The organism is Enterocloster clostridioformis (genome assembly GCF_020297485.1).
Taxonomy (GTDB): domain Bacteria; phylum Bacillota; class Clostridia; order Lachnospirales; family Lachnospiraceae; genus Enterocloster; species Enterocloster clostridioformis.
This window is the reverse complement of record NZ_JAIWZC010000001.1, coordinates 4,421,354-4,442,204: the sequence shown is the minus strand read 5'-3', so window position 1 is coordinate 4,442,204 and position 20,851 is coordinate 4,421,354. Positions and strand designations below refer to the sequence as shown.

21 protein-coding genes are annotated in these 20,851 nt (G+C 48.9%); 2 read left to right on the top strand and 19 right to left on the bottom strand.

Annotated elements, in window-relative coordinates:
• Window positions 1-60: 60 nt before the first annotated feature.
• The 12 genes from rny to LA360_RS22225 form a co-directional block, all read right to left on the bottom strand.
• Window positions 61-1,611 (bottom strand): ribonuclease Y, encoded by a 1,551-nt coding sequence (rny, locus tag LA360_RS22280; RefSeq protein ID WP_022200931.1) that lies wholly within the window; start codon window positions 1,609-1,611, stop codon window positions 61-63.
• Window positions 1,612-1,745: 134 nt separating this feature from the next.
• Entirely contained in the window at window positions 1,746-2,363 is a 618-nt protein-coding gene (locus tag LA360_RS22275) for a regulatory protein RecX (protein WP_022200930.1), read from the bottom strand.
• Entirely contained in the window at window positions 2,360-3,496 is a 1,137-nt protein-coding gene (gene recA / locus LA360_RS22270) for a recombinase RecA (protein WP_022200929.1), read from the bottom strand. Before recA ends, LA360_RS22275 begins: the two co-directional genes overlap by 4 nt.
• Before the next feature lie 37 nt (window positions 3,497-3,533).
• Entirely contained in the window at window positions 3,534-3,683 is a 150-nt protein-coding gene (locus tag LA360_RS22265) for a hypothetical protein (protein ID WP_225537653.1), read from the bottom strand.
• Window positions 3,684-3,922: 239 nt separating this feature from the next.
• Entirely contained in the window at window positions 3,923-4,972 is a 1,050-nt protein-coding gene (locus LA360_RS22260) for an acyltransferase family protein (protein ID WP_057571269.1), read from the bottom strand.
• A 136-nt stretch (window positions 4,973-5,108) separates the two neighbouring features.
• Window positions 5,109-6,278, bottom strand: a complete 1,170-nt coding sequence (locus tag LA360_RS22255) for a ribose-phosphate pyrophosphokinase (RefSeq protein WP_002585951.1) — start codon at window positions 6,276-6,278, stop codon at window positions 5,109-5,111.
• A gap of 120 nt (window positions 6,279-6,398) precedes the next feature.
• Window positions 6,399-7,379: an ATP-binding protein gene (locus LA360_RS22250; protein WP_022200927.1), complete on the bottom strand. Its 981-nt coding sequence runs from the start codon at window positions 7,377-7,379 to the stop codon at window positions 6,399-6,401.
• 21 nt (window positions 7,380-7,400) lie between these two features.
• Entirely contained in the window at window positions 7,401-8,609 is a 1,209-nt protein-coding gene (locus LA360_RS22245; protein ID WP_022200926.1) for a DnaD domain protein, read from the bottom strand.
• A 264-nt stretch (window positions 8,610-8,873) separates the two neighbouring features.
• Window positions 8,874-10,259: a UDP-N-acetylmuramate--L-alanine ligase gene (murC, locus tag LA360_RS22240; protein WP_022200925.1), complete on the bottom strand. Its 1,386-nt coding sequence runs from the start codon at window positions 10,257-10,259 to the stop codon at window positions 8,874-8,876.
• Between the two features lie 178 nt (window positions 10,260-10,437).
• Window positions 10,438-11,718: a group II intron reverse transcriptase/maturase gene (gene ltrA / locus LA360_RS22235; protein ID WP_002578445.1), complete on the bottom strand. Its 1,281-nt coding sequence runs from the start codon at window positions 11,716-11,718 to the stop codon at window positions 10,438-10,440.
• 664 nt (window positions 11,719-12,382) lie between these two features.
• Window positions 12,383-12,880 (bottom strand): QueT transporter family protein, encoded by a 498-nt coding sequence (locus LA360_RS22230; RefSeq protein ID WP_022200924.1) that lies wholly within the window; start codon window positions 12,878-12,880, stop codon window positions 12,383-12,385.
• A gap of 344 nt (window positions 12,881-13,224) precedes the next feature.
• The gene (locus LA360_RS22225) at window positions 13,225-13,500 is read right to left on the bottom strand and encodes a hypothetical protein (RefSeq protein WP_002585946.1); all 276 of its coding nucleotides are present in this window, start codon (window positions 13,498-13,500) and stop codon (window positions 13,225-13,227) included.
• A gap of 299 nt (window positions 13,501-13,799) precedes the next feature.
• On the opposite strand from LA360_RS22225, the gene LA360_RS22220 reads away from it, so the two are divergent.
• Together LA360_RS22220 and LA360_RS22215 are read left to right on the top strand one after the other, a co-directional pair.
• Entirely contained in the window at window positions 13,800-14,015 is a 216-nt protein-coding gene (locus LA360_RS22220) for a hypothetical protein (protein WP_002585945.1), read from the top strand.
• 4 nt (window positions 14,016-14,019) lie between these two features.
• Window positions 14,020-14,577: a Uma2 family endonuclease gene (locus LA360_RS22215; RefSeq protein ID WP_022200923.1), complete on the top strand. Its 558-nt coding sequence runs from the start codon at window positions 14,020-14,022 to the stop codon at window positions 14,575-14,577.
• A gap of 356 nt (window positions 14,578-14,933) precedes the next feature.
• Here LA360_RS22215 and LA360_RS22210 read toward each other — a convergent pair whose 3' ends face one another.
• The 7 genes from LA360_RS22210 to LA360_RS22180 all read right to left on the bottom strand — a co-directional run bounded on the left by LA360_RS22210 (window position 14,934) and on the right by LA360_RS22180 (window position 20,751).
• Entirely contained in the window at window positions 14,934-15,695 is a 762-nt protein-coding gene (locus LA360_RS22210) for an ABC transporter permease (RefSeq protein ID WP_057571218.1), read from the bottom strand.
• 25 nt (window positions 15,696-15,720) lie between these two features.
• Window positions 15,721-16,929, bottom strand: a complete 1,209-nt coding sequence (locus tag LA360_RS22205; protein WP_112481567.1) for an ABC transporter substrate-binding protein — start codon at window positions 16,927-16,929, stop codon at window positions 15,721-15,723.
• A gap of 73 nt (window positions 16,930-17,002) precedes the next feature.
• A complete protein-coding gene (locus LA360_RS22200; RefSeq protein ID WP_002585941.1) occupies window positions 17,003-17,818 on the bottom strand; it encodes an ABC transporter ATP-binding protein in 816 nt (271 codons plus the stop codon).
• Window positions 17,815-18,981 (bottom strand): MalY/PatB family protein, encoded by a 1,167-nt coding sequence (locus LA360_RS22195; RefSeq protein WP_022200920.1) that lies wholly within the window; start codon window positions 18,979-18,981, stop codon window positions 17,815-17,817. The genes LA360_RS22200 and LA360_RS22195 overlap by 4 nt, the downstream gene beginning before the upstream one ends.
• Before the next feature lie 267 nt (window positions 18,982-19,248).
• Complete coding sequence (locus tag LA360_RS22190) at window positions 19,249-19,641, bottom strand: NifB/NifX family molybdenum-iron cluster-binding protein (protein WP_022200918.1); 393 nt, start codon at window positions 19,639-19,641, stop codon at window positions 19,249-19,251.
• Window positions 19,619-20,014 carry a DUF134 domain-containing protein gene (locus LA360_RS22185; protein WP_002585937.1) on the bottom strand — a complete coding sequence of 132 codons (396 nt, stop codon included), beginning with the start codon at window positions 20,012-20,014 and terminating at the stop codon, window positions 19,619-19,621. The genes LA360_RS22190 and LA360_RS22185 overlap by 23 nt, the downstream gene beginning before the upstream one ends.
• 308 nt (window positions 20,015-20,322) lie before the next feature.
• The gene (locus LA360_RS22180) at window positions 20,323-20,751 is read right to left on the bottom strand and encodes a type II toxin-antitoxin system PemK/MazF family toxin (RefSeq protein ID WP_022200917.1); all 429 of its coding nucleotides are present in this window, start codon (window positions 20,749-20,751) and stop codon (window positions 20,323-20,325) included.
• Window positions 20,752-20,851 lie beyond the last annotated feature (100 nt).

Genomic DNA, 20,851 nt, shown 5'->3' with positions numbered 1-20,851 from the left:
AACCCGCATGAATACTGGATTCTTACGGTTTTTAGGGCATTTATCTTTCACTCCGAACAATTACTTCGCGTAATCTGTAACTCTTGATTCACGAATCACATTTACCTTGATCTGTCCCGGATATTCCAGCTCGTCCTCAATCCGTTTGGAAACATCTCTTGCCAGCAATATCATATCGTCATCGCTGATCTGTTCCGGAACTACCATGATACGAACCTCTCGGCCTGCCTGAATGGCAAAAGACTTGTCCACTCCCTTAAAGGAATTGGTTATATCTTCTAATTGTTTCAATCTGTTTGTATATGTCTCCAGAGTCTCACGCCTTGCACCGGGTCTTGCAGCAGATATGGTATCAGCTGCCTGCACAATGCAGGAAATGAGGCTGGTAGGTTCAACGTCGCCATGATGGGATTCCACCGCATTCAGCACTGTAGCAGATTCCTTATATTTCTTACACAGGTCTGCACCTAGCTGAACATGGGTGCCTTCCATGTCATGGTCAACGGATTTACCAATGTCATGTAATAAACCGGCACGTTTGGCTAAACGTACATCCACTCCAAGTTCTGACGCCAAAAGTCCTGACAGCTGGGACACCTCAATAGAATGCTTTAATGCATTCTGGCCATAGCTGGTCCTGAACTTCATCTTACCAAGTAACTTAACTAATTCCGGATGAATTCCGTGGATGCCAACTTCAAGACAGGCTGCCTCGCCCTCTTCCCTCATGTTGTTCTCCACTTCTTTCTGTGCCTTCTCTACCATCTCCTCGATTCTGGCCGGATGAATACGTCCGTCCACAATCAAACGCTCCAACGCAATTCTAGCAACTTCTCTACGTATTGGATCAAATCCGGACAATACTACTGCTTCCGGGGTATCGTCGATAATCAGTTCCACACCGGTAAGGGTCTCAAGGGTACGAATGTTGCGGCCCTCTCGTCCGATGATGCGGCCTTTCATCTCGTCGTTAGGAAGCTGTACAACAGAAACCGTTGTCTCAGCCACATGGTCTGCGGCGCACCGCTGAATGGCAGTCACCACTAAATCCCTGGCCTTCTTGTCAGCTTCTTCCTTTGCCTTGTTTTCAAGTTCCTTAATTAATTTAGCTGTGTCATGTTTTACATCTTCTTCAACAGATTTTAAAAGATATTCTTTTGCCTGTTCGGAGGTTAGACCGGATATCCGTTCCAGTTCCTGTATCCCCTGCTCATACTGGGCTTCCACCTCTGCAGTACGCTTACTGAGAATGTTTTCCCTCCTGACCAGATCCGCCTCCTTCTTTTCCAGGGCATCTGCCTTTTTTTCAACGTTTTCTTCCTTGCTTAATACACGTTTTTCATAACGTTGAAGTTCCGCTCTTCTTTCCTTGGTTTCCTTCTCTAACTCATTTTTCGTCTTTAAAGATTCTTCCTTGGCTTCCAGGAGAGCTTCTCGCTTCTTTGTCTCTGCGGTTTTTAATGCTTCATCTATTATTTCCCTTGATTTTTCTTCTGCACTTCCTACCTTGCTGTCATACTGCTTCCTCTCGTAATTGCGTGCAGCAAACCAAGTAATAATAGCCACAACTATCATAACGATAATCATCATAGGGACCATTATCTGTGACACAGGAGCACCTCCTTATTTAATTTTCATTGTACGAACTACAACATATTAATTTTATACTTTTTTCAGAATTATGTCAAGTATCTTCCCCTTATTTTCCCGCAGAGACAGACAATATAGACAAATTACAACAGGGCCTAATCCTGGTTTTCAGCGGTTTTAATCTCTCTCAATACCCTGTTTATCACTTCGAAGGAGTATCCCTTCCTCCCTAAAAAGGCCGCCAGACGGCCTTTTTCCTGGTAGGATGCCTCCTGTTTTCCCCTGAGCCGCCTGGCCAGAGCCTGCCTGGCCGATTCCTCCTCGTCCACAGGCGACTGGTCCAGCGCCTCCTCTATGAAAGACGAATCCACGCCCTTTTGCTGCATCTCATATGCCATCTGGCGGCGGCTCTTTTTCCCTGCATAGGAGCGCACATAACTCTGGGCATAGGCATTGTCGTCCAGGAAATGGTATTCCTTCAGAAAATTTACAGCATATTCCACTGCCTCTTTGGGGTATCCTGCCTTCCCAAGTTTTTCCTTCATCCACTTCTCTGTTTTTCCTGAGTCCTTTAATAAATGAAGGGCATACTCCTTTGACCTTGGCCGCAGTATATCTCTGAGGATTTCCTCATATACCCCTTCTTCCAGCTCCCTGCCGTCCTCTATCCTGTACCGTTCCACCTCACCCCTGTATAAAACAAAGGCAAAGCCTTCCTCCAGGAAGACTTTGCTCTTTCTCTTATCTACAGGGATGACGGCTGTGACCATCATACCAGTTCAGGGGCATCCGCAGCAGGTTCCCCTGTTTCAGTTTCCGCCTGTTCGGCTGCTGTCTTGAAGGCTTCGGCTGCCTCCATGGCTTCCTCTGCCCCGGGCAGTTCATACTTTGCCCTTACCTTGGCCTCCACCTCGGCGCAGATGGCCGGGTTATCAGACAGGTACTGCTTGGAATTCTCACGTCCCTGGCCAATCTTGGCGCCGTTATAAGCGAACCATGCGCCGCTCTTCTCAATGATGTTCTCCTTAACAGCCAGGTCCAGGATATCGCCTTCCTTGGAAATGCCCTTGCCAAACATGATATCAAACTCAGCTTCCTTAAAAGGAGGCGCAATCTTGTTCTTCACCACCTTTACCCTGACACGGTTTCCCGTGACCTCTCCGCCCTGCTTTAAGGTCTCTATCCTGCGGACATCAAGCCGCACGGATGCGTAGAACTTCAGAGCACGTCCGCCGGTGGTGGTCTCCGGGTTGCCAAACATGACACCAACCTTCTCACGCAGCTGGTTGATGAAGATGACAATACAGTTGGACTTGCTGATGACAGCGGTCAGCTTTCTCAGAGCCTGTGACATAAGCCTGGCCTGAAGGCCCACATGGGAATCTCCCATCTCGCCGTCAATCTCAGCCTTGGGAACCAGGGCTGCCACGGAGTCCACAATCACGATATCCACAGCGCCGGATCGCACCATGGTCTCGGTAATCTCCAGGGCCTGCTCGCCGTTATCCGGCTGGGAGATGTACAGATTATCTATATCCACTCCTATGTTCCTGGCATATACAGGATCCAGGGCATGCTCCGCATCAATGAAGCCTGCAATGCCTCCACGCTTCTGTACCTCTGCTACCATGTGCAGGGCGACCGTGGTCTTGCCGGAAGACTCGGGTCCATATACCTCTACGATCCTGCCCTTGGGAACTCCGCCCAATCCCAGTGCAATGTCCAGGCTGATGGAACCGGTGGGGACTGTCTCAATATTCATGTTGGCCCTGGAATCCCCCAGCTTCATGACGGATCCTTTTCCGTATGCCTTCTCAATCTGGGTCAGGGCAGCGTCTAACGCCTTCAACTTCTCGTCTTTATTCATATCGCGGTTAATTACATTACTCTTCTCTTCTCTGGCCATAGTATCCTCCAATGACTTCCATGCGAACAAATGTTCTCTAATAGTTACAATAATAGTATAGTTCCCCAAAAATGTCAACCTCTATTTTCCCGCCACGCCCCTTTTTCACGCCGTTTTCATATGACCGCCATGGTGCTCTCTTATGCCACGGACGGATGGCTCCATAGTACTTCCATACTGCTTTCATACCGCTGCCATATTACACCCAAAACGTTTTCCCGTCTGTCATACAATGTGAATTCCGGGCGAACCGCCCCCTTACAGGTGCCTGTGCACGCACCCCTAACGCCTGCGCACAAAACGCAGTGCCAAAGCCATCACGGCAAGAAATGCCGTGGAAGTAGTATCAGAATATCATAGAATTACGCTGATTGCAAGGATTTCCGCCGGGACTTCCCGGGCGCGAAGTGCCTGCCGGACGCCGGCTTACCGCCCTCCTGACAGCATATAATAAACATTGGGTACGAACCGTCTCATGATTCCGCCAATCATGGCGCTGACAGCCGTCATGAGGACGGGCATCAGGATGAATACAGCCAGGGCAATGACCGCGCTCCCTTGGAAGGCAGCCGCGGCTGCCTTGTTGATAAGCCTTACCCAGGCAAAATGAATGGCATACAGGAAAAAGTTATGCTTCATCCACTCCCTGGCAGCCGGAAGGTCCGCTGCCTTCACAGCCAGGACAGCACCGCAGACTCCCCACAGCCTCCAGCAGACGATGCAAAGCGGGCGCTCCCACAGCAGGCCTCCGATGCGGCCCAGGTACAAAAGAAGGCCCATGGCCAGCAAAAGAATGGCGCCTGCCGCCATATTCTTCCCGGCACCGGATCTTTCCTCTATTCCCCTTCCCCAGGTATCCCTGTGAAGGCTCACCCAGGCAGCGGCACAGAAATAAAACAGAGCGTCCAGATTAAGAAGAGGCATGGCCCAGTTCTTCCAAAGCCCAAAAGCCATGATTCCCAGGGCAGCGGCGCCTGTGACATTTCCCCGCATCACCGTGTAAACCAGGGGCGCCAGGGCCACCAGTATAATCAGCTGGAACAGATACCAGAACACCGGATTATAGGAATAGAACACAAGTGCGTCAAAGAGCCGGGGCCCGTTAAAGGGTATGGGCGTCTTTCCCACCACCCCGGACAGGCCGGGCAGGCGTGTGGCCGCCACATACCCCATATAGTAAAGGAAATTCCACAAAAGATAGGGAAGAACCAGGCTTCTTAACCTGGAACGCCACTTTGGAATAAGCTTCTCCCAGCAAAAACCGCGAAAAAACAGATAGGAGGACACCATGAAAAATCCCGGCACCGCTATCTGCCCCAGTCTGTCCCCCAGTATACGCTCTATCCCTGCCACCTTAAAGGCTGCCTCCGGGGTCCCCATAAACAGTTCCCCATTAAAGGAGTGCACCCACACCACCAGCAGGCTGAACAGGAATGTAAGCCAATAAACCTTGTCGCGGAACTGCTTTTCTTCCATATAATATTCCCCCCTGTCCCATAACAAATGCCAGATATCCAAAAAGGCCGCCTCCATGACCTGCCTCAAGCGCCGCAGCATACCCCGGCAGGCAGATATAGGAAAACGGCCTTCTGTCCTTTACATTGCGTTCCTGTTAACTGCGGTACTGAGCCAGCAGCCGGTTGATCCGCTTAGTAGGCGTCAGCAAATCGCTCAGGGATGCGTCATGATTAAGGTTGTCGATAATGAGGGCGATATACTTGCTCATATCCACATTAATGTAGTAGGGTCTCTCAAGAAGATCCGGAGTCTGATATACCAGGTTCGTGGTCAGTATCCGGTCAATGATTCCCTTATCATAATACTCGTCAAACTTTGTAAGTCCCCCTGTAAACAGACCAAAGGTAGCGCACACAAAAACCTTCCTGGCCTTCCTGCGCTTCAGCTCCTTGGCCACATCCATGACACTCTCACCAGAGGAAATCATGTCGTCGATGATGAGCACGTCCTTACCCTCCACGCTGGCTCCCAGGAACTCATGGGCCACGATGGGATTGCGGCCGCCCACGATTTTCGTGTAATCGCGGCGTTTATAGAACATACCCATGTCCAGCCCCAGCATATTGGCAAAATACACGGCTCTTCCCGTGCCGCCCTCATCCGGGCTGATGACCATCATATGGCTGCTGTCAATCTGCAGGTCTGTCTCATTCTTTAAAAGATATTTTAAGAACTGGTAGATGGGCTGAACTGTCTCAAATCCCCGTAAGGGAATGGCATTCTGAACCCTGGGATCGTGGGCATCAAAGGTAATGATATTCTCCACTCCCATGTTCACCAGTTCCTTGAGCGCCAGGGCGCAGTCCAGGGATTCTCTCCCGGAACGCCTGTGCTGGCGGCTCTCATATAAGAAAGGCATGATTACATTAATCCTGTGGGCCTTGCCTGCCGCTGCCGCAATCACACGCTTCAAATCCTGGAAATGGTCGTCCGGTGACATATGATTAGTCATACCGAATAGGGAATAGGTCAGGCTGTAATTGCATACATCTACCATGATATACAAGTCGTCGCCCCTTATTGACTCTGTCACAAGTCCCTTGCCCTCTCCCGTGCCAAACCTGGGTGTTACGGCATTGATGATATAGGAATCCCTCTGATATCCGGAAAATGCTATGGTAGACTTGTGTTCACTTTCCCTCTCCCGTCTCCAGTCCACCAGATAGGCATCCACCTTATTGCCCAGTTCCGTACAGCTCTTTAACGGAATCAGTCCCAACGGACCCACGGGAATAGTTTCAATGATTTTCTCCTCATATAACATGGTTAACATCCTCCTGTTTTTTGCCGGAGGCCTCTCTGCCCGGACCGGCATATACTTTTATACCATCATTCTCCATGATTCGTCAAGGCCCTTGTGCCCCGGAAATGCCTTAATTATACGTTACTTTTTTAACAGTCTGATATCTCCTCCATATAATGGGATAATCCTGTATCCGCTCATGATCCTGGAGGTAACACGGTCCGTATAGGAATCCCTGAGCCGGGCCAGAGTCAGGTTCGTGGATATGATGGTGGAACGGCTCATGTTCATCCGCTCATTGATACAGTAGAACAGCCGGGAGGAAGTAAAGCTGTTGTTTAACTCCGTTCCCAGGTCATCAATGATGAGAAGGTCACAGTCCAGAATGAACCGGTACATGTCCTTCATGTCCTCCGCATTATCATAATCAAACTTATTCCTGGAAAATACATCAAAGAGATCGCTGGCTGTCAGATAAATGACTGAATGGAAATCATCCATCAGTTCCCTGGCAATACAGTTGGTGAGGAACGTCTTTCCAACGCCCGTGCTTCCTGTAAACAGGAGGTTATCGTGTTTCTTATCAAAAACCCGGACAAACTCCTTACACCCCGCCACTACCCGGCGCATGTAGGCCGCATTGGTAATACCCAGTTGGGGAAGTATCTCCGTATCATCGTAGTACTCATAACTCAGAGCCTTAAAATTCTCCCGTTCCAGCACATCCTCCAGATTGGACTGGGCATGAAGCAGCTTCATCTGGGCCTGAAGAAAACAATGGCACTTACGGCCGTCTACAAGCCCCGTATCCCTGCAGTCCGGACAGCGGTAATGTAGCTCCAGGTAATCGTCAGGATAGCCTGCCGCCCTGATGATAAGGGCCTTCTGCTCCCGCAGATCCCTGAGGTCCTCCTTCAGCCTGTCCAGGACACCTTTATCCCCTTCCAGCAGCTTTTTGGCGCACGCCACGGAACGCTCTGCGATTTCCGCTTCCAACTGTTTTACCACCGGCAGCCTGGCATAAATCTCTTTACGCCTTTCCTCCAGTTTGTGGTGGTTCTCGATCTGCTGCCTTCCATACTCCCTCATGATTGCGTCGTACTGGGAATTGCTCAGTGCCATGGTTCACTCTCCTTATGTGTATTAGGGCTGCTGCCCCACCCACTCCTTTACCTGCTTTAAAACCAGTGCATCATAATCCGTATCCCTCTGTTTAAAATTATGGAACTGATTGGATGAATTCTTTCTGGTCCCTGATCCCTGCCTGGCGGATGAGACGCCGGAGTCATACTTCTGCAGCCTCTTCTCCCTGGCTTCACCGCTCTCCTCCCTGGCAGCCGTGCGCTTTGCGTCCAGGTCCTTTATATCAGTCAGGCCCCGGATGCCGGCTTTCTGCCAGTCTGACAAAATCTTGTCCGCATACTGGAAGCTGGGGTTATGGATGGCCGTAATGGTCCTGTTACACGCTTCCAATACCACTTCCCTGGAAAATCCATAGTCCCTGAACCACTTGTCCATCAGCTTCTGCTCCGGTGCGGCCGGTTTCCTGCTGTTGATGCCAAATGCCTTCATAACCGCAAAGGAATCACGGCTGTAGGAAGCGCTGTAATCCTTGGCCTCCAGCGCTGTCCTGATTCCCTTCTCATGCCAGCTCATGGCCACGGTCTCCATGTAACGCACCGATATGTGGCCGTTCTGCACGCAGTATTCCACCAGATACTCTAAAAGCTCACTGCTCATGGATAATCCCTCATACAGATAGGCAAATACCTGGCAGTCCCTGGGGGTAAATACCTTGTTCATGTACTTCTGGGCAATATAGAGAAGCTGGGAAAACTCCTCGTCCTGAGCCAGACGGTTTACCTGCTCCGTGGAATACACCGGAATACAGCCGTCCTCCTGACCCGCGGTTTCCGTGCGCTCCCGGACTCCTGCCTGCTCCCGGATGCCTGTCAGCCCGCGGACATCTGCCCGCCCGGCTGTCCCGTTTTTCCTCTGAAACGCATCAACCTCCAAATCTGGGACCGCTGCCTGTTCCCTGTCCTGCTCACGCGTAAAGGTACGGCCCCCGGACTCCGGACGGACCGGTTCACCCTGAACCCGCTGTTCCTGTTCAGAGTCAGCCAGCACACCCGCCTTCTTCCAATAGGAGAGGGCTCTGCGCACATCTGATTCCGTATGGTTTAGGGCATCCGCAATCAACTCTATGGTGATATCCTCCCCCTGATGGCGGAGCACATAGAGGTACACCTTCACATATTCACCGTTGGCAGCAGCCATATATGTATCAATGAATTCATTGGCCACAGCCGTGACCGGAACACTCCATCTATCCTTCATATTTCCACCCATCCCTACACCACTCCTTGCTTCATTCTATCATAACATATCCACTACCAAAAGAAAATAGGCGCGGTTTTGCACACTCTTTGTTGTGGATAATGTGGATAATGTGGAAAAATGGTGGACATAACTGTCCCTGTTCTTCATAAAACTCCATTTTTACCGTATAAATCCAAGATTTTTTAAATCGTGCGACATTTTTTTATGTTAATCAAAAAATCCACATAGTTTCTTTACATAAAATGTTGAAAACTATGTGGATAATGTGGATAACTATTGTCCTAACAGCTTTTCCCCTACTTTTACAATGTCTCCGGCCCCCATAGTTATCAACAAATCGCCGTTCATACAATTTTCCAAAATAAATGTCTCAATCTCATCAAAGGACGGAATATAGTGGGCCTTCGTGCCCAGCTTCTCAATCCGGTCCGCCACGTCCCGGGAACTGACCCCCAGGGTATCTGTCTCCCGGGCTGCATAGATATCAGCCAGAATCACTTCATCCGCGGCGGACAGAGCCTCCGCAAACTGGTCCAGGAATGCCCTGGTCCTGGTATAAGTATGGGGCTGGAACACGCACCACAGCTTCCTGTGAGGATAATTCCGGGCCGCCGCCAGGGTTGCCTTTATCTCCTGTGGGTGATGGGCATAGTCGTCAATAACCGTAACACCTGCCACCTCTCCCTTTTTCTCAAACCGTCTGTCCGTGCCAGTGAATTTTCCCAGCCCCGACATAATGGCGTCAAATCCCACTCCCAGCTCCAGTGCGATGGCAATGGCTGCCAGAGAATTATATACATTGTGCTCTCCTGTGACGCCCAGAGTGATGCGGCTCACTGCCTCTCCCTGGATTACCAGGTCATAGGAGGGCCTGGCAAACCCGTCATATGCTATGTTCCGGGCCGTGTAGGTGCTGGAAAGGTCCTTTCCGAAGGTAACCACTCTGCAATTGAGGCCCTTGGTGATTTCCTCCACCTTCTCAATTCCGCTGTTTACCACCAGAAGTCCTTTGGCGGGAAGCTTGTCGGCAAACAGACGGAAGGAATGGCGTATGTCCTCAATATCCTTAAAGAAGTCCAGATGGTCCTCCTCAACATTCAGTATAACCTCCATGGTGGGATAAAAGGACAGGAAACTGTTGGTATATTCACATGCCTCTGTCACAAACAAATCAGGACCGCCCACACGGATGTTGCCTCCTATGTCCTTTAGAATACCTCCCACAGAGATAGTGGGATCCAAGTCCCCTGCCAGGAGGATATCCGTGAGCATGGATGTGGTGGTAGTCTTACCATGGGTTCCTGAAATGGCTATGGCTTCTTTGTAATTGCGCATCAGCTCCCCCAAAAGCTCTGCCCTGGAAAGCATGGGCAGCCCCTGATCCCTGGCTGCCCTGAACTCCGGATTATCTTCATGGATAGCTGCCGTATACACCACCACGCTGATTCCCGGCTCCCTCTCAATATTGGCCGCCCTCTGCCCGTAATATACCCGTGCTCCCTTCTTCTCAAGATGCTCCGTCAGGGCCGTCTCATGGGAATCGGAGCCGGATATGGAAAATCCCTCATCCAAAAGGATTTCTGCCAGGCCGCTCATGCTGATGCCTCCGATTCCGATAAAGTGTACATGTTCTGGTTTATTAAAATCTATCTGATACATAATCAATAATCCTTCCCTGTGCCTGTCATACATTTTCCTGCACAAAAATATCTCTTCCTTATTATATCAAAAAAAAATCGAAAAGCTATATAAATCGAGTAGGAGGAAGGCGATTATTTCGCCTTCCGACCTCTCACACCACCGTACGTACCGTTCGGTATACGGCGGTTCAATCAACTTAACATGTAACAGCCTTTTCGGCGTAGTAGTCTTCCATGGATACAAGACCAAACTTAGCTAGTCTCTCTTTACTGATACAAATGTGGAGATTCCAGCTTCTGCACACTCTGGCATATCCTTTGGCATATGAAATGCCATGTGCCGCATTTGGCGGCAGACCAAGTTTGATAAGATTCTTTTCCCTGTTCTTTGGCGTTTTCCAGTGTTTCCATATGCACATGCGCAGTCGATACCGAATCTGTCCGTCCATTTTTGCGCACAGCCTTTTCATGCTTCCGATTTTGAAATAATTTATCCACCCTCGGATAAGCCGGTTGAGTTTCCCAATTTTATAACCATTGCCCACTCCCCAGCTCCTGCTTGTATATTTCTTCATCTGCGCCTTGAACTTTGCTGCCGCTTTCGGGTGTGGTCTGGCTTTGTACCCTTTGGCAAATGAGTCATAGTAAAATCCAAACCCCAGATACTTAATGCCCTTTGGTTTATCAACCCTGCTCTTTTCCGCGTTCACTTTCAGTCCAAGCTTTTCCTCTATAAACCGAGCCACGCTCTTCATTACCCGCTCTGCCGCCTGTCTGCTCCCGACCATTATAATAAGGTCATCTGCATACCGGACGAAATCCAGCCTCCTTGCTTCCAGTTCTTTGTCCAGCTCATTTAACATGATATTTGCTAACAGCGGCGAGATATTTCCACCCTGCGGTGTGCCGACTACCGTATCTTCATACTCATCATCAATCATTACGCCGCTGACCAGAATCTTTCTTACCACCGATATGACATCTCCGTCCTTTATTGTCCGTCCGAAAATCGTCATCAGCTTGTCATGGTCTACTGTGTCAAAGAATTTCGCTAGGTCGATATCCACTATCCAGTTGTGTCCGTCATTCATCATTTCCAATGCTTTAAGGACTGCCTGCTGTGCACACCGCTTGGGTCTGAATCCATAGCTGTGGTCGTGAAACTGCTCCTCAAATATCGGGGTAAGCACCTGTGCCACCGCCTGCTGTACAAAGCGGTCTACTGCTGTTGGCACTCCAAGATTTCTTGTACCACCATCGGGTTTGGGTATCTCCACCCTGCGGACTGGCTTCGGCTTATACTTCCTCGTCCGCAACTGTTCCTTAATGTTTTCGCCGTTTTCCGAAAGATATGCGCCAAGTTCTTCAACGGTCATCCCGTCCACGCCTGCCGCTCCTTTATTCCTTACGACTTGCAGATACGCCGCATTTAGATTATCCCTGCTTAATATCTGCTCCATGAGACTGCTTGTGTCCATGCGTTGTTTCCTTTCTGCCCCTTTTGCCTTTGCCGCCTTTGAAGTCATCGACAGGCGTATGCTCCGGCTACGAAGTGGAACGTACTTCAACTGATTGATTGTTCAGCCCTTCGCTCCGTCCCCATTACAGGAACTTCCTCACTACTATGGCTTCTGCTGACTTCTCACAATTCGTTGTTACTACGGCTAATGAGACCGCCTGTGAGACCTCCCCAGTTAAGGTGCGTGTTCTTTTCCTCCATGTACCTGCCGCATTTACTCGTACTTCCGGCAACCTTTTGGACTTCAGTGCCTTTTGCCACCTTATCCGTATTTCCGAGCCTTATATGCGGTTCCTGTCCGTCAGGTCAGAGGTTTGCTTACAGCTTCTTTCAGATTCCGTCTCACGGCGGACACCCTTGCTGTTCGGCTATGTGCTTCGTTGTTGCCTACGCGCACTTGGGACTTTCACCCATTAGAAAACGCCCATGCTGGGCAAACAAAATGGAGAAATACCGGATCTCCGGCATTCCTCCTTAACAGACCTGATATAGGATATGTGCTTTGGCCGCGGCTTGAGCCTGCTCACCCGCTTTCCAAAACGTTTTTGCGTATTAAATTAAGGAGAGGCGCCGAATCCCGGTCCTCTCCCAATTGTTTCATATTTCTTGTCTCCTGACAGCGACTATGCCGCCTGCTGCCTGAAAACCAGGTTTTTATACCGCTCAAGTGTAATCAGCAGCGTATTGCCCAGCACGCCGATTGCGAGAATCTCTCCGATTCCAACTGTCACCATGGCCATAAGAATCATATCCTCAGAACCATAGGCATATCGTAACACCCATGGAATGATAATGGTGTTGGCCATAATTGGAGGAATGCACACGCACCACTTGTGCTTTCTCAGATACCATGAACCGGCTGCGCCAATAAGCGTGGCCAGGCTTCCGAATACCACGTCCAGGGGCATGGCCCCGCAGAGCAGGTTGGAAAGCAGGCAGCCCACAAATAGTCCGGGCACGGCTGCCGGCGTAAAGAACGGCAGTATGCAAAGCGCCTCCGCGATTCTGAACTGGACCGGGCCGAAGCTGATGGGCGCGAATACCATGGTAAGCGCCACATAGATGGCTGCAATCATGGCCCCCTGGGCCAGTCCGTACAGTTTCCTGTTGTTTTGTCTCATATTCTGTTGTCTCCTTTAGTTTTGTTTTAGGTGTGGAAGGTCTCGAACACACCAGTCGTTTGTTGCAGATTGTCCCGGAAATGCTGATAATGACAGGGAATCTGCGGCCTTATTGCAGGGGATAGTGTAGCATATTTTGGGCGGGAATGCAAGCCGTACCCACAATTTACCCACAATCAAATATCCGCATCAAAAAAAGGCCAGTTCCCCGGCCCTTAAAACGCTTTTGCTATCGGCTCCATTTAATCATAATCTCCTTTCCTGGTATGTGGCCCCGGCAGAGGCTCTATGTAATTGCCGTTACTCCCCTCTGCCGGATACTTTGTTTTCTCAGCCCTATACGCTTACTTCACTGTGAATCTCATGGTCTGGGACTGGCCCATGTATTTCTGGTAGAGTTTCGGATGGTCGGCGGCAAATGCCCTTGCATTAAACTTATTGCTGATAACAGCCTTGAATCTAACCATCCAGTCACCCACCTCTGTTTCCTCCTGTCCCCTGGCCTGCAACTCCTTCTTGATGTCCTCCTGCAGGAGTTCCATCTGCTTTTCAATGGCTTTCTTTTGGGCCTCCAGGACCTTAAGGTCATTGACCTTCTTAAGTAATGTTCTCTCTGACATAGTGTGCTCTCCTTTACAGCCCCTACCAGTCTTGCGTGTCTATTGCTTGTGGCTCACAGGTACGACTGGTAAGTTTGTGGGGGATTGTCTGCCCCGGCTGCTTTTGTTTTCTGTTCCTTGCTATGTATATAGTATATATCTATTAGCACAAATAGCTTATTGGCATGTTTTATATATTTGCGCAAATATATTTGTGAAATTTATATATTTACGCAAGTAGATAACAATGATACAATATGGATATAATGAAATAAGTGTCTTTGTCTTTTGTCGCCCACTGGAAGGAGGAATATAAACACATGGCAGAGGAAAGCAAAATAAGCAAAGCCCAACAAAAAGCAGTAAATAAATATATAAGTAACAATTATGATAGAATTAACCTCACTGTACCAAAAGGGAAAAAAACTGACATATCAAAACACGCTGAAATACATGGCGAAAGCTTAAATGGTTTTATTAATAGAGCCATTACACAAACTATCGAATCTGACAATACCTCACAGGAAGGAGCGTAACCCTATGCCATTACCAAAAGAAAGAGTCTATACCATTGACGATATTTACAACTTGCCGAATGGAGAACGGGCAGAACTGATTGACGGTCAGATTTATTACATGGCACCACCGAACACTACCCACCAAAGAATATCTACCTTTCTACACGGAACCATTTTCAATTATATCAACAGTAAAAACGGCCCCTGTGAAGTATTCCATGCACCATTTGCCGTGTTCCTTCAGGCAGAGGATGAAAAGAATAATGCAAACTACCTGGAGCCGGATATATCCGTAATTTGCGACAAAGACAAATTGGATAATAAAGGCTGCCACGGTGCACCGGATTGGACGATTGAGATTGTTTCCTCTTCCAGCCGACAAATGGACTATTACAAAAAGCTGGCTCTTTATCAAGGGGCGGGGGTACGGGAATATTGGATTATAGACCCAGCCAGGGAGGTTGTTATGGTGTATGACTTGGCTAACGAAACACCACCCACCATTTACCGATTTACCGATTCTGTTAAAGTCAACATATATGAGGACTTTTCCATTGACTTTAGCCAATTTAGACTTTGATACCATCCACATTGCAGCAGAGCCGCCCTCGCCCTGCTGCTTTTTATCCCTCTGCCTTTCTGTTGACCCAATAAACCTCTGTCTCATGCTGTCGTGTTTCACGTCACCCTTAAGGGTGTTCCCTGTTTTGGGGTATACTGTGCTATCCATGCCGCACCGGGCAAAAGCAGCATTATCTTAGAGCCCCAGTGCGTCCCGTCCCCCATTCTATGGGATCCGGACAGTACAAAGCTGTTCAAGGGCCGCTAAAGGCCCTGTCCAGGCCCGCATGAACACTGCTTTATATACCGTGTTCATGCGGGCCTGATTTTTTCTAATCTTCTGCCTAACTACCGCTGATCTTCTGCCGAATTCCTCTACTCTATCGTCCACTTCAGCAAATGCTTTTTCAGCAGCTCAAATATCTGCATTACGATTACCAGTACGATTACCATAAAAACAAAACCAACCCACGTATTGGCGAAAATGCCTAACTCCGCATACTTCTTCACGAAATATCCCATGCCCTGACCTGCCCCGTACATCTCAGCAAAAACCAGCATAACAAAGGAACTGCGCAGGGAATTGACAAATCCCGCCAGAATGGATGGGCTTGCCGCCGGAAGGATGACCTTTATCAGTCTCTTAAACCCCCGTAATTCCAGGGTGGCGGCCTTGTCCAGATATCGTTTGTCGATTGTCATGATACCTGTAATGGTGGCAAAAAGGGTTGCCCACATAATGTTATAGACAATCAGAAAAACGGACGCAGAAAACAGGCTTGGAGCCATGAGAAGTACAAAGGGGGACAAGAGAATAGATGGTATTACGCTAAAAGCGTAAATGACCGGATACAGGACTTCCCTTACCCTTGTATTCATCCCCATGATTGTTCCGAGGAACAGGGCAATAAGCAGCGAAATTGTCACTGACGGTATCAGCAGCTTAAAGGATGCCAGCATATTGCCTGCCATCATGCCGCGGCTTGAGATAAATGCCTGTTTAATCGCGTCTGCTGATGGAAACAGATATGGATTCACCAGTTTATTTTCCGTCACATAAACATACAGCAGCACCAGCCCTGAGAATATGCAGAATGTAATCCAATATTTTTTAATAAATGCCCCTGCCTTATTCATGTCCCTGTCTCCTTAACCGCTCCTCTTATTTGTCGTTCTCTTCAAAGAAGGTTTTCATATTCTGGTAGAACTCAGGCGCTTCCCCGCCGTATGCCTCTGCCGCTTCTCCAAGGGCTTCCTCATATAACTTCGTATTGATATGGTCATCAATATTGATCTCTTTTGCCTTTTCATCTAAGAATCCTGTTTTGTCAAGTATATCCCACGCCCGCTTTACAAAATTTTTAAGGGGGTCAACACTTACAAAATAGTGCTCGTCATCCAACATATAAGCAGCCACATATTCTTCCGTGGCCTTGATTTTTGCGGCATGTAATTTTACGGCCTCCTCTTTATTGCTCTCATAATAAGACTGTGCCCGTAACAATGCGCGGATAACGGCTTTTACTGTATTGGGATTATCATTTACCCATTGGGTCTGGCCTTCCATCCTGCAGCAGGAATAATTCTCCATGATTTCACTCTGATAGCTTACGATGTCGATTTCCCCATTTTTCACCATCTCCTGAACGGCCAGGTTCTGTCCTGTACCCATAAGCGCATATTCTACATCCCCGCGGATTACGGCTGCCAGGGCGTCATTGTAATCGGAATAAATTTCCCAGTCCACGGCCTCAAGGGGATTATCATAGCCAAGGTCCATCACTGCGCCCGTAAACGCAAAGTAGCTTGGATTCACCGCCACCTTTTTGCCGATAAAGGATTCGATTCCGTTCCACTCAGCACCGGCTTTCGCCACAACCGGCATACAGCCTTCTACCATGTGGCCTCCAAAGATTGTCAGGTCCACTCCGGACGCAATCTGCTGCAGAGGGTTGCTTGTTCCTGCATTCGATACAACATCCACCTTGCCCGTAGCCAGCAGCGTCATTGCGTCGGCATTGGCATTGGCCTCAACGTACTCAATTGTGATTCCCTCGTCTTTCAGATATCCCTTTTCCTCTGCAATTGTCAGAAGCACATTACCGCTTGTTCCGCAGTTCCATTTTACCACGCTCTGCTCCGGCGCGTTTCCACCGGAAGCCTTTTCATCCGATGCTGCCTGTTCCTGTGTATTCTCCCCAGGTGTTTCTTTTGATGCGGCCTCACTTTCCGCGGTCTCCTTTGACACGCTTTGGCCTGCTGATGTCTCCTCTGTTTTTTTGCCGGCATTGTTCTCTGCCGTGCCGGCGCAGGCCGCCAGACTGACTGTCATAGCCGCTGCCAGAAGCACTGTAAAAATTCTCTTTTTCATGACTTTTTCCCTTTCTGTTACCGTATATTTATGGTTATAGGACCTGACAGCAGATCAGCTCCCTATCCATCTTCTATTCAATGTGGTCTGCCACATCCCTGTTAATCTGGCAAATCAATTTGGTGCGCATCCTGAGCATTTCCATGTTCTCAAACTGTGTCTCCCTGGTGGGGCGTCCGTCTTCCGGAATCGCGCACTCGTATATAATGCTGCTTGGCGATTGTCCCAGCACGATAATGCGGTTGGCAAGGAGCATTGCCTCATCTACATCATGGGTCACAAAAAACACGGTTTTCTTTGGGTTGTCCTGTGCCCACAGCTTGAGCACCAGGTCCTGAAGTCTGGCCCGGGTCACCGCGTCCAGCGCTCCAAACGGCTCGTCCATCAGCAGGATGGGCGGGTCCATGCTGAATGCCTGGGCAATGGCACACCTCTGCTTCATGCCGCCGGACAATTCCTTTGGCAGCATCTTATAGACGGATTCCTCCAGCCCCACTTCCAGCAGCATGTTTATGGCAGTCTGCTTTAGCTCCTGCTTTGTCCTTCCTGGAAAACGCTGTTTTAATGCAAGCAGGATATTTTCACCCGCTGTCATCCACGGGAACAAACCGTAATCCTGGAATACAACGCCGCGCTCCAGACTGGCTCCTTCCACCTTTTTACCTCCGATTAACAATTCTCCGGACGTGGGTTTTAAAAGGCCGGCCAGCAGGCGCAAAAGTGTGCTTTTTCCGCACCCGGATTGTCCCAGAATACAGACAAATTCTCCCGCCTGCACCTCTATATTTATATCCTTTAAAATTAATTTCCCGTTGTCTTCATACGAAAAAGACAATTGATTTATTTTAATATTTTCCATATCCGCAAGTGTCACTCTATCCTTTATCAAACGTGTTTCAGGGCCCTGATTATATTTTGCGCCGCCAGTTCAATATTTTCCTTGCTGGTTGCAAGATTGACGCGGATAAATCCGTCATATCCGCCTTCACCAAACCAGCTTCCATAATCCACTGCCAAACCGCATTTGTCCTGGATAACGTGTTTCATGTCCTCCGGCTTTATGTATCTGCCCAAATCAATCCACATCAGATACGTTCCTTCCAGCTCGGAAATCCACACATCCGCAAGCGCCTCCAAAAGCGCGTTTCTCATATAGCGGTAATTGGCCTCTATGATATCCAGTACCTGCTCAAGCCAGTCCCTTCCCTTTTCATAGGCGCTTTGTACCGCAATATAACCAAATGCATTCCCGCCATTAATCCGCAGCCGTTTTAAATACTGGTCATACCTGTCCCGCAGTCCCTGATCCGGAATGACCAGGATGGAATTCTGGCAGGCTGCCAGGTTAAATGTCTTGGTCCCTGCCGTAAGTGTGACCAGCATATCATCGTATGTCCCTGTGGTGGCAGCTACAACATGCTCATGGCCTTTCATGATGATATCCTGATGAATTTCATCGGAGATAACATAGACATGATGCTTCTTACATATATCCAGCGCCCTTTGTATCTCCCCGGACCTCCATACCCTTCCCACAGGATTATGAGGGGAGCACAGTATAAACAGCTTTACGTCATGTTCCATGATTTTCTCTTCAAAATCCTTATAGTCCATCACATACCCATTTTCCGTACGTACAAGGGGACTTTCCACAGGCTGTCTGTTATTATTAAGGATTGCGTCGCGGAATGGATAATACACAGGAGGCATAATAATAACTCCCTCCTGTTCCCTGGTCAGTATATGCATCAGCCAGTTGACGGCAGGAACAACTCCGGGAGCAAAACGCATCCACTCTCTTTTCACCTGATAATTGTGATATGTTTCCTCCCACCGGATAAATGCATCTGCGTATGCATGAGGCGTATTATAATATCCGAACACGCCGAAATCAGCGTATTCCTTTATAGCGTCCTTCACACATTCCGGAACCTCAAAATCCATATCAGCCACCCACAAAGGCAGCAGATTCTCATTGCCGAATTTCTCCCCGCAGTTATCCCACTTCATGGAGTTTGTATTCTTTCTTTCCTTATAAATTATCTGATTCATTCTGATCCTCTTTTGCATTATCGAATTATTGTTTGCGATATGCATTCAATTTAGTTTACTAATAAAAAAATTGTTTGTCCAATTGGATTTTTCTATGTAACGGTTCTTACCTGTAATGTCATTTAGCCCCGGTATATCCGGCGTATTCTCATGTATCTTCCTGCTGTAATCCGGCTTGATGTAAAAAAAGGACATGAAAAATGCCGGTACGTGAATCCATATCCACATACCGGCATCTCTTTGCTTTATTCGCTTTTTTTCTTTTTGTTAATTATGTTCTCCGCAGCTGTGTCCGTGTCCATGGCAGTTATGCTCCCCGCCCTCATGGTGATGGCTGCACACGGTATTTGGATCATAAACCAGGCTGCCGCTTAACAGCGCCTCCACTGCCTGGTCTGCATCCCCGGATGCGCCTGGATACAGTTCAATTCCGGCCTGGTCCAGCGCTGTCCTGGCGCCGCCTCCGATTCCTCCGCAAATCAGCACCTCTACTCCCAGGTTTTTCAAAAACACAGCCAGGGCCTCATGGCCGCTTCCGCCGGTTCCCACTACCTGAGAGGACAGGATTTTCTTATCCTCTGTGTCATATACCTTGAACTCCTCTGTATGGCCAAAATGCTGGAATACCTGTCCGTTTTCATATGTTACAGCAATCTTCATTACAATCTCCTCCTGGTTTGTTATTACAGCGGCGTCTGCGGCATCCGAGTTTCCCGCAGTTCTTCCCGCAGCAGTTTCCTCCGTCCGGGCACAGCTGGTAGTTGCCTCCCCGGATTTCCAGCCTTTTCCCATTGACCAGACAGTCCGCCAGCTTTTTCCTGGCTGAATTATACACCGCCTGGACCGTGGTTCTGGCCACCCCCATCTGGTCCGCGCACTCTTCCTGGGTGCAGTCCAGCCAGTCAATGAGCCGTATGGTCTCATATTCCTCCAGCGTGAGCTCCACCGCGCTGTCCATCTCCTGGTTCAAAGGACCAAAGGTGTCTATGGTGGGCACGGAGCAGATTCTTCTGGCCTTGTACGGTCGCGCCATATGCCTTCTCCTTATCCGCTGTCTTACTTTGTTTTTGACTTATGTCAATAATTATAAGGCTGTTTATGACATATGTCAATATCCATTTTGCCTCCCGTCCTCATTTTACAGTCTCAATTTTGCAGTCCCGCTTCCCGGTCTCAACTGACCGTCCCAATATAACAGGGCCGTCCCCTGCCTCATACAATGTTTTGTGCATGCTGAAAGCCCTTGTGCGAGGAAATCGGCATTTCATCCTTACGGAATTGAAAATCATGGCACCGCCATGATTTTCACAGAGTGGCGACTTGGTCGGCACTCTGGCCGTCTTATGAATAAGACGGAAAAAAGACCTGTCCCATATTACCCGTCAGATGCCCCAGTCCCAGGCTGGTAACCATGGCCTGTTCGATTCCCGCCATCTGTCCGGAATCCAGATGTCCTATGTATTCCTTTAAACGGTTCCGGTCTATGGTGCGAATCTGCTCTGCCAGTACGGTGGAATCCTGCTTTAATCCGCTGCGCATCCTGCGGATACACACATGGGTGGGGATGGCTGCCTTGGTGGATCGGCTGGTGATGGCCGCTACGATTACGGTTGGGCTGTATTTGTTCCCTACATCATTCTGGATGACCAGAACCGGCCGGACTCCTCCCTGCTCAGACCCCACTACCGGCGACAGATCCGCATAATATAAATCCCCTCTCAAAATGGTCTGGTGTGCGTCCTGGTTCATATTCTTGTTCTCTCTATACATATCATTACCTCGCTGATTCATAAATGGTGTTTTCTAATGGAGAGTATCACCATCCCTGAGGTAATTAATCATATAAGGGACAACCTTTTTTATTATCCTG

Coding starts and splice junctions, on each gene's coding strand:
- LA360_RS22275 (WP_022200930.1), bottom strand. CDS start 2,363: ATGATGGTCACAGCCGTCATCCCTGTAGATAAGAGAAAGAGCAAAGTC.
- recA (WP_022200929.1), bottom strand. CDS start 3,496: ATGGCCAGAGAAGAGAAGAGTAATGTAATTAACCGCGATATGAATAAA.
- LA360_RS22265 (WP_225537653.1), bottom strand. CDS start 3,683: ATGAAAGCAGTATGGAAGTACTATGGAGCCATCCGTCCGTGGCATAAG.
- LA360_RS22260 (WP_057571269.1), bottom strand. CDS start 4,972: ATGGAAGAAAAGCAGTTCCGCGACAAGGTTTATTGGCTTACATTCCTG.
- LA360_RS22255 (WP_002585951.1), bottom strand. CDS start 6,278: ATGTTATATGAGGAGAAAATCATTGAAACTATTCCCGTGGGTCCGTTG.
- LA360_RS22250 (WP_022200927.1), bottom strand. CDS start 7,379: ATGGCACTGAGCAATTCCCAGTACGACGCAATCATGAGGGAGTATGGA.
- LA360_RS22245 (WP_022200926.1), bottom strand. CDS start 8,609: ATGGGTGGAAATATGAAGGATAGATGGAGTGTTCCGGTCACGGCTGTG.
- murC (WP_022200925.1), bottom strand. CDS start 10,259: ATGTATCAGATAGATTTTAATAAACCAGAACATGTACACTTTATCGGA.
- ltrA (WP_002578445.1), bottom strand. CDS start 11,718: ATGGACACAAGCAGTCTCATGGAGCAGATATTAAGCAGGGATAATCTA.
- LA360_RS22230 (WP_022200924.1), bottom strand. CDS start 12,880: ATGAGACAAAACAACAGGAAACTGTACGGACTGGCCCAGGGGGCCATG.
- LA360_RS22225 (WP_002585946.1), bottom strand. CDS start 13,500: ATGTCAGAGAGAACATTACTTAAGAAGGTCAATGACCTTAAGGTCCTG.
- LA360_RS22220 (WP_002585945.1), top strand. CDS start 13,800: ATGGCAGAGGAAAGCAAAATAAGCAAAGCCCAACAAAAAGCAGTAAAT.
- LA360_RS22215 (WP_022200923.1), top strand. CDS start 14,020: ATGCCATTACCAAAAGAAAGAGTCTATACCATTGACGATATTTACAAC.
- LA360_RS22210 (WP_057571218.1), bottom strand. CDS start 15,695: ATGAATAAGGCAGGGGCATTTATTAAAAAATATTGGATTACATTCTGC.
- LA360_RS22205 (WP_112481567.1), bottom strand. CDS start 16,929: ATGAAAAAGAGAATTTTTACAGTGCTTCTGGCAGCGGCTATGACAGTC.
- LA360_RS22195 (WP_022200920.1), bottom strand. CDS start 18,981: ATGAATCAGATAATTTATAAGGAAAGAAAGAATACAAACTCCATGAAG.
- LA360_RS22190 (WP_022200918.1), bottom strand. CDS start 19,641: ATGAAGATTGCTGTAACATATGAAAACGGACAGGTATTCCAGCATTTT.
- LA360_RS22185 (WP_002585937.1), bottom strand. CDS start 20,014: ATGGCGCGACCGTACAAGGCCAGAAGAATCTGCTCCGTGCCCACCATA.
- LA360_RS22180 (WP_022200917.1), bottom strand. CDS start 20,751: ATGTATAGAGAGAACAAGAATATGAACCAGGACGCACACCAGACCATT.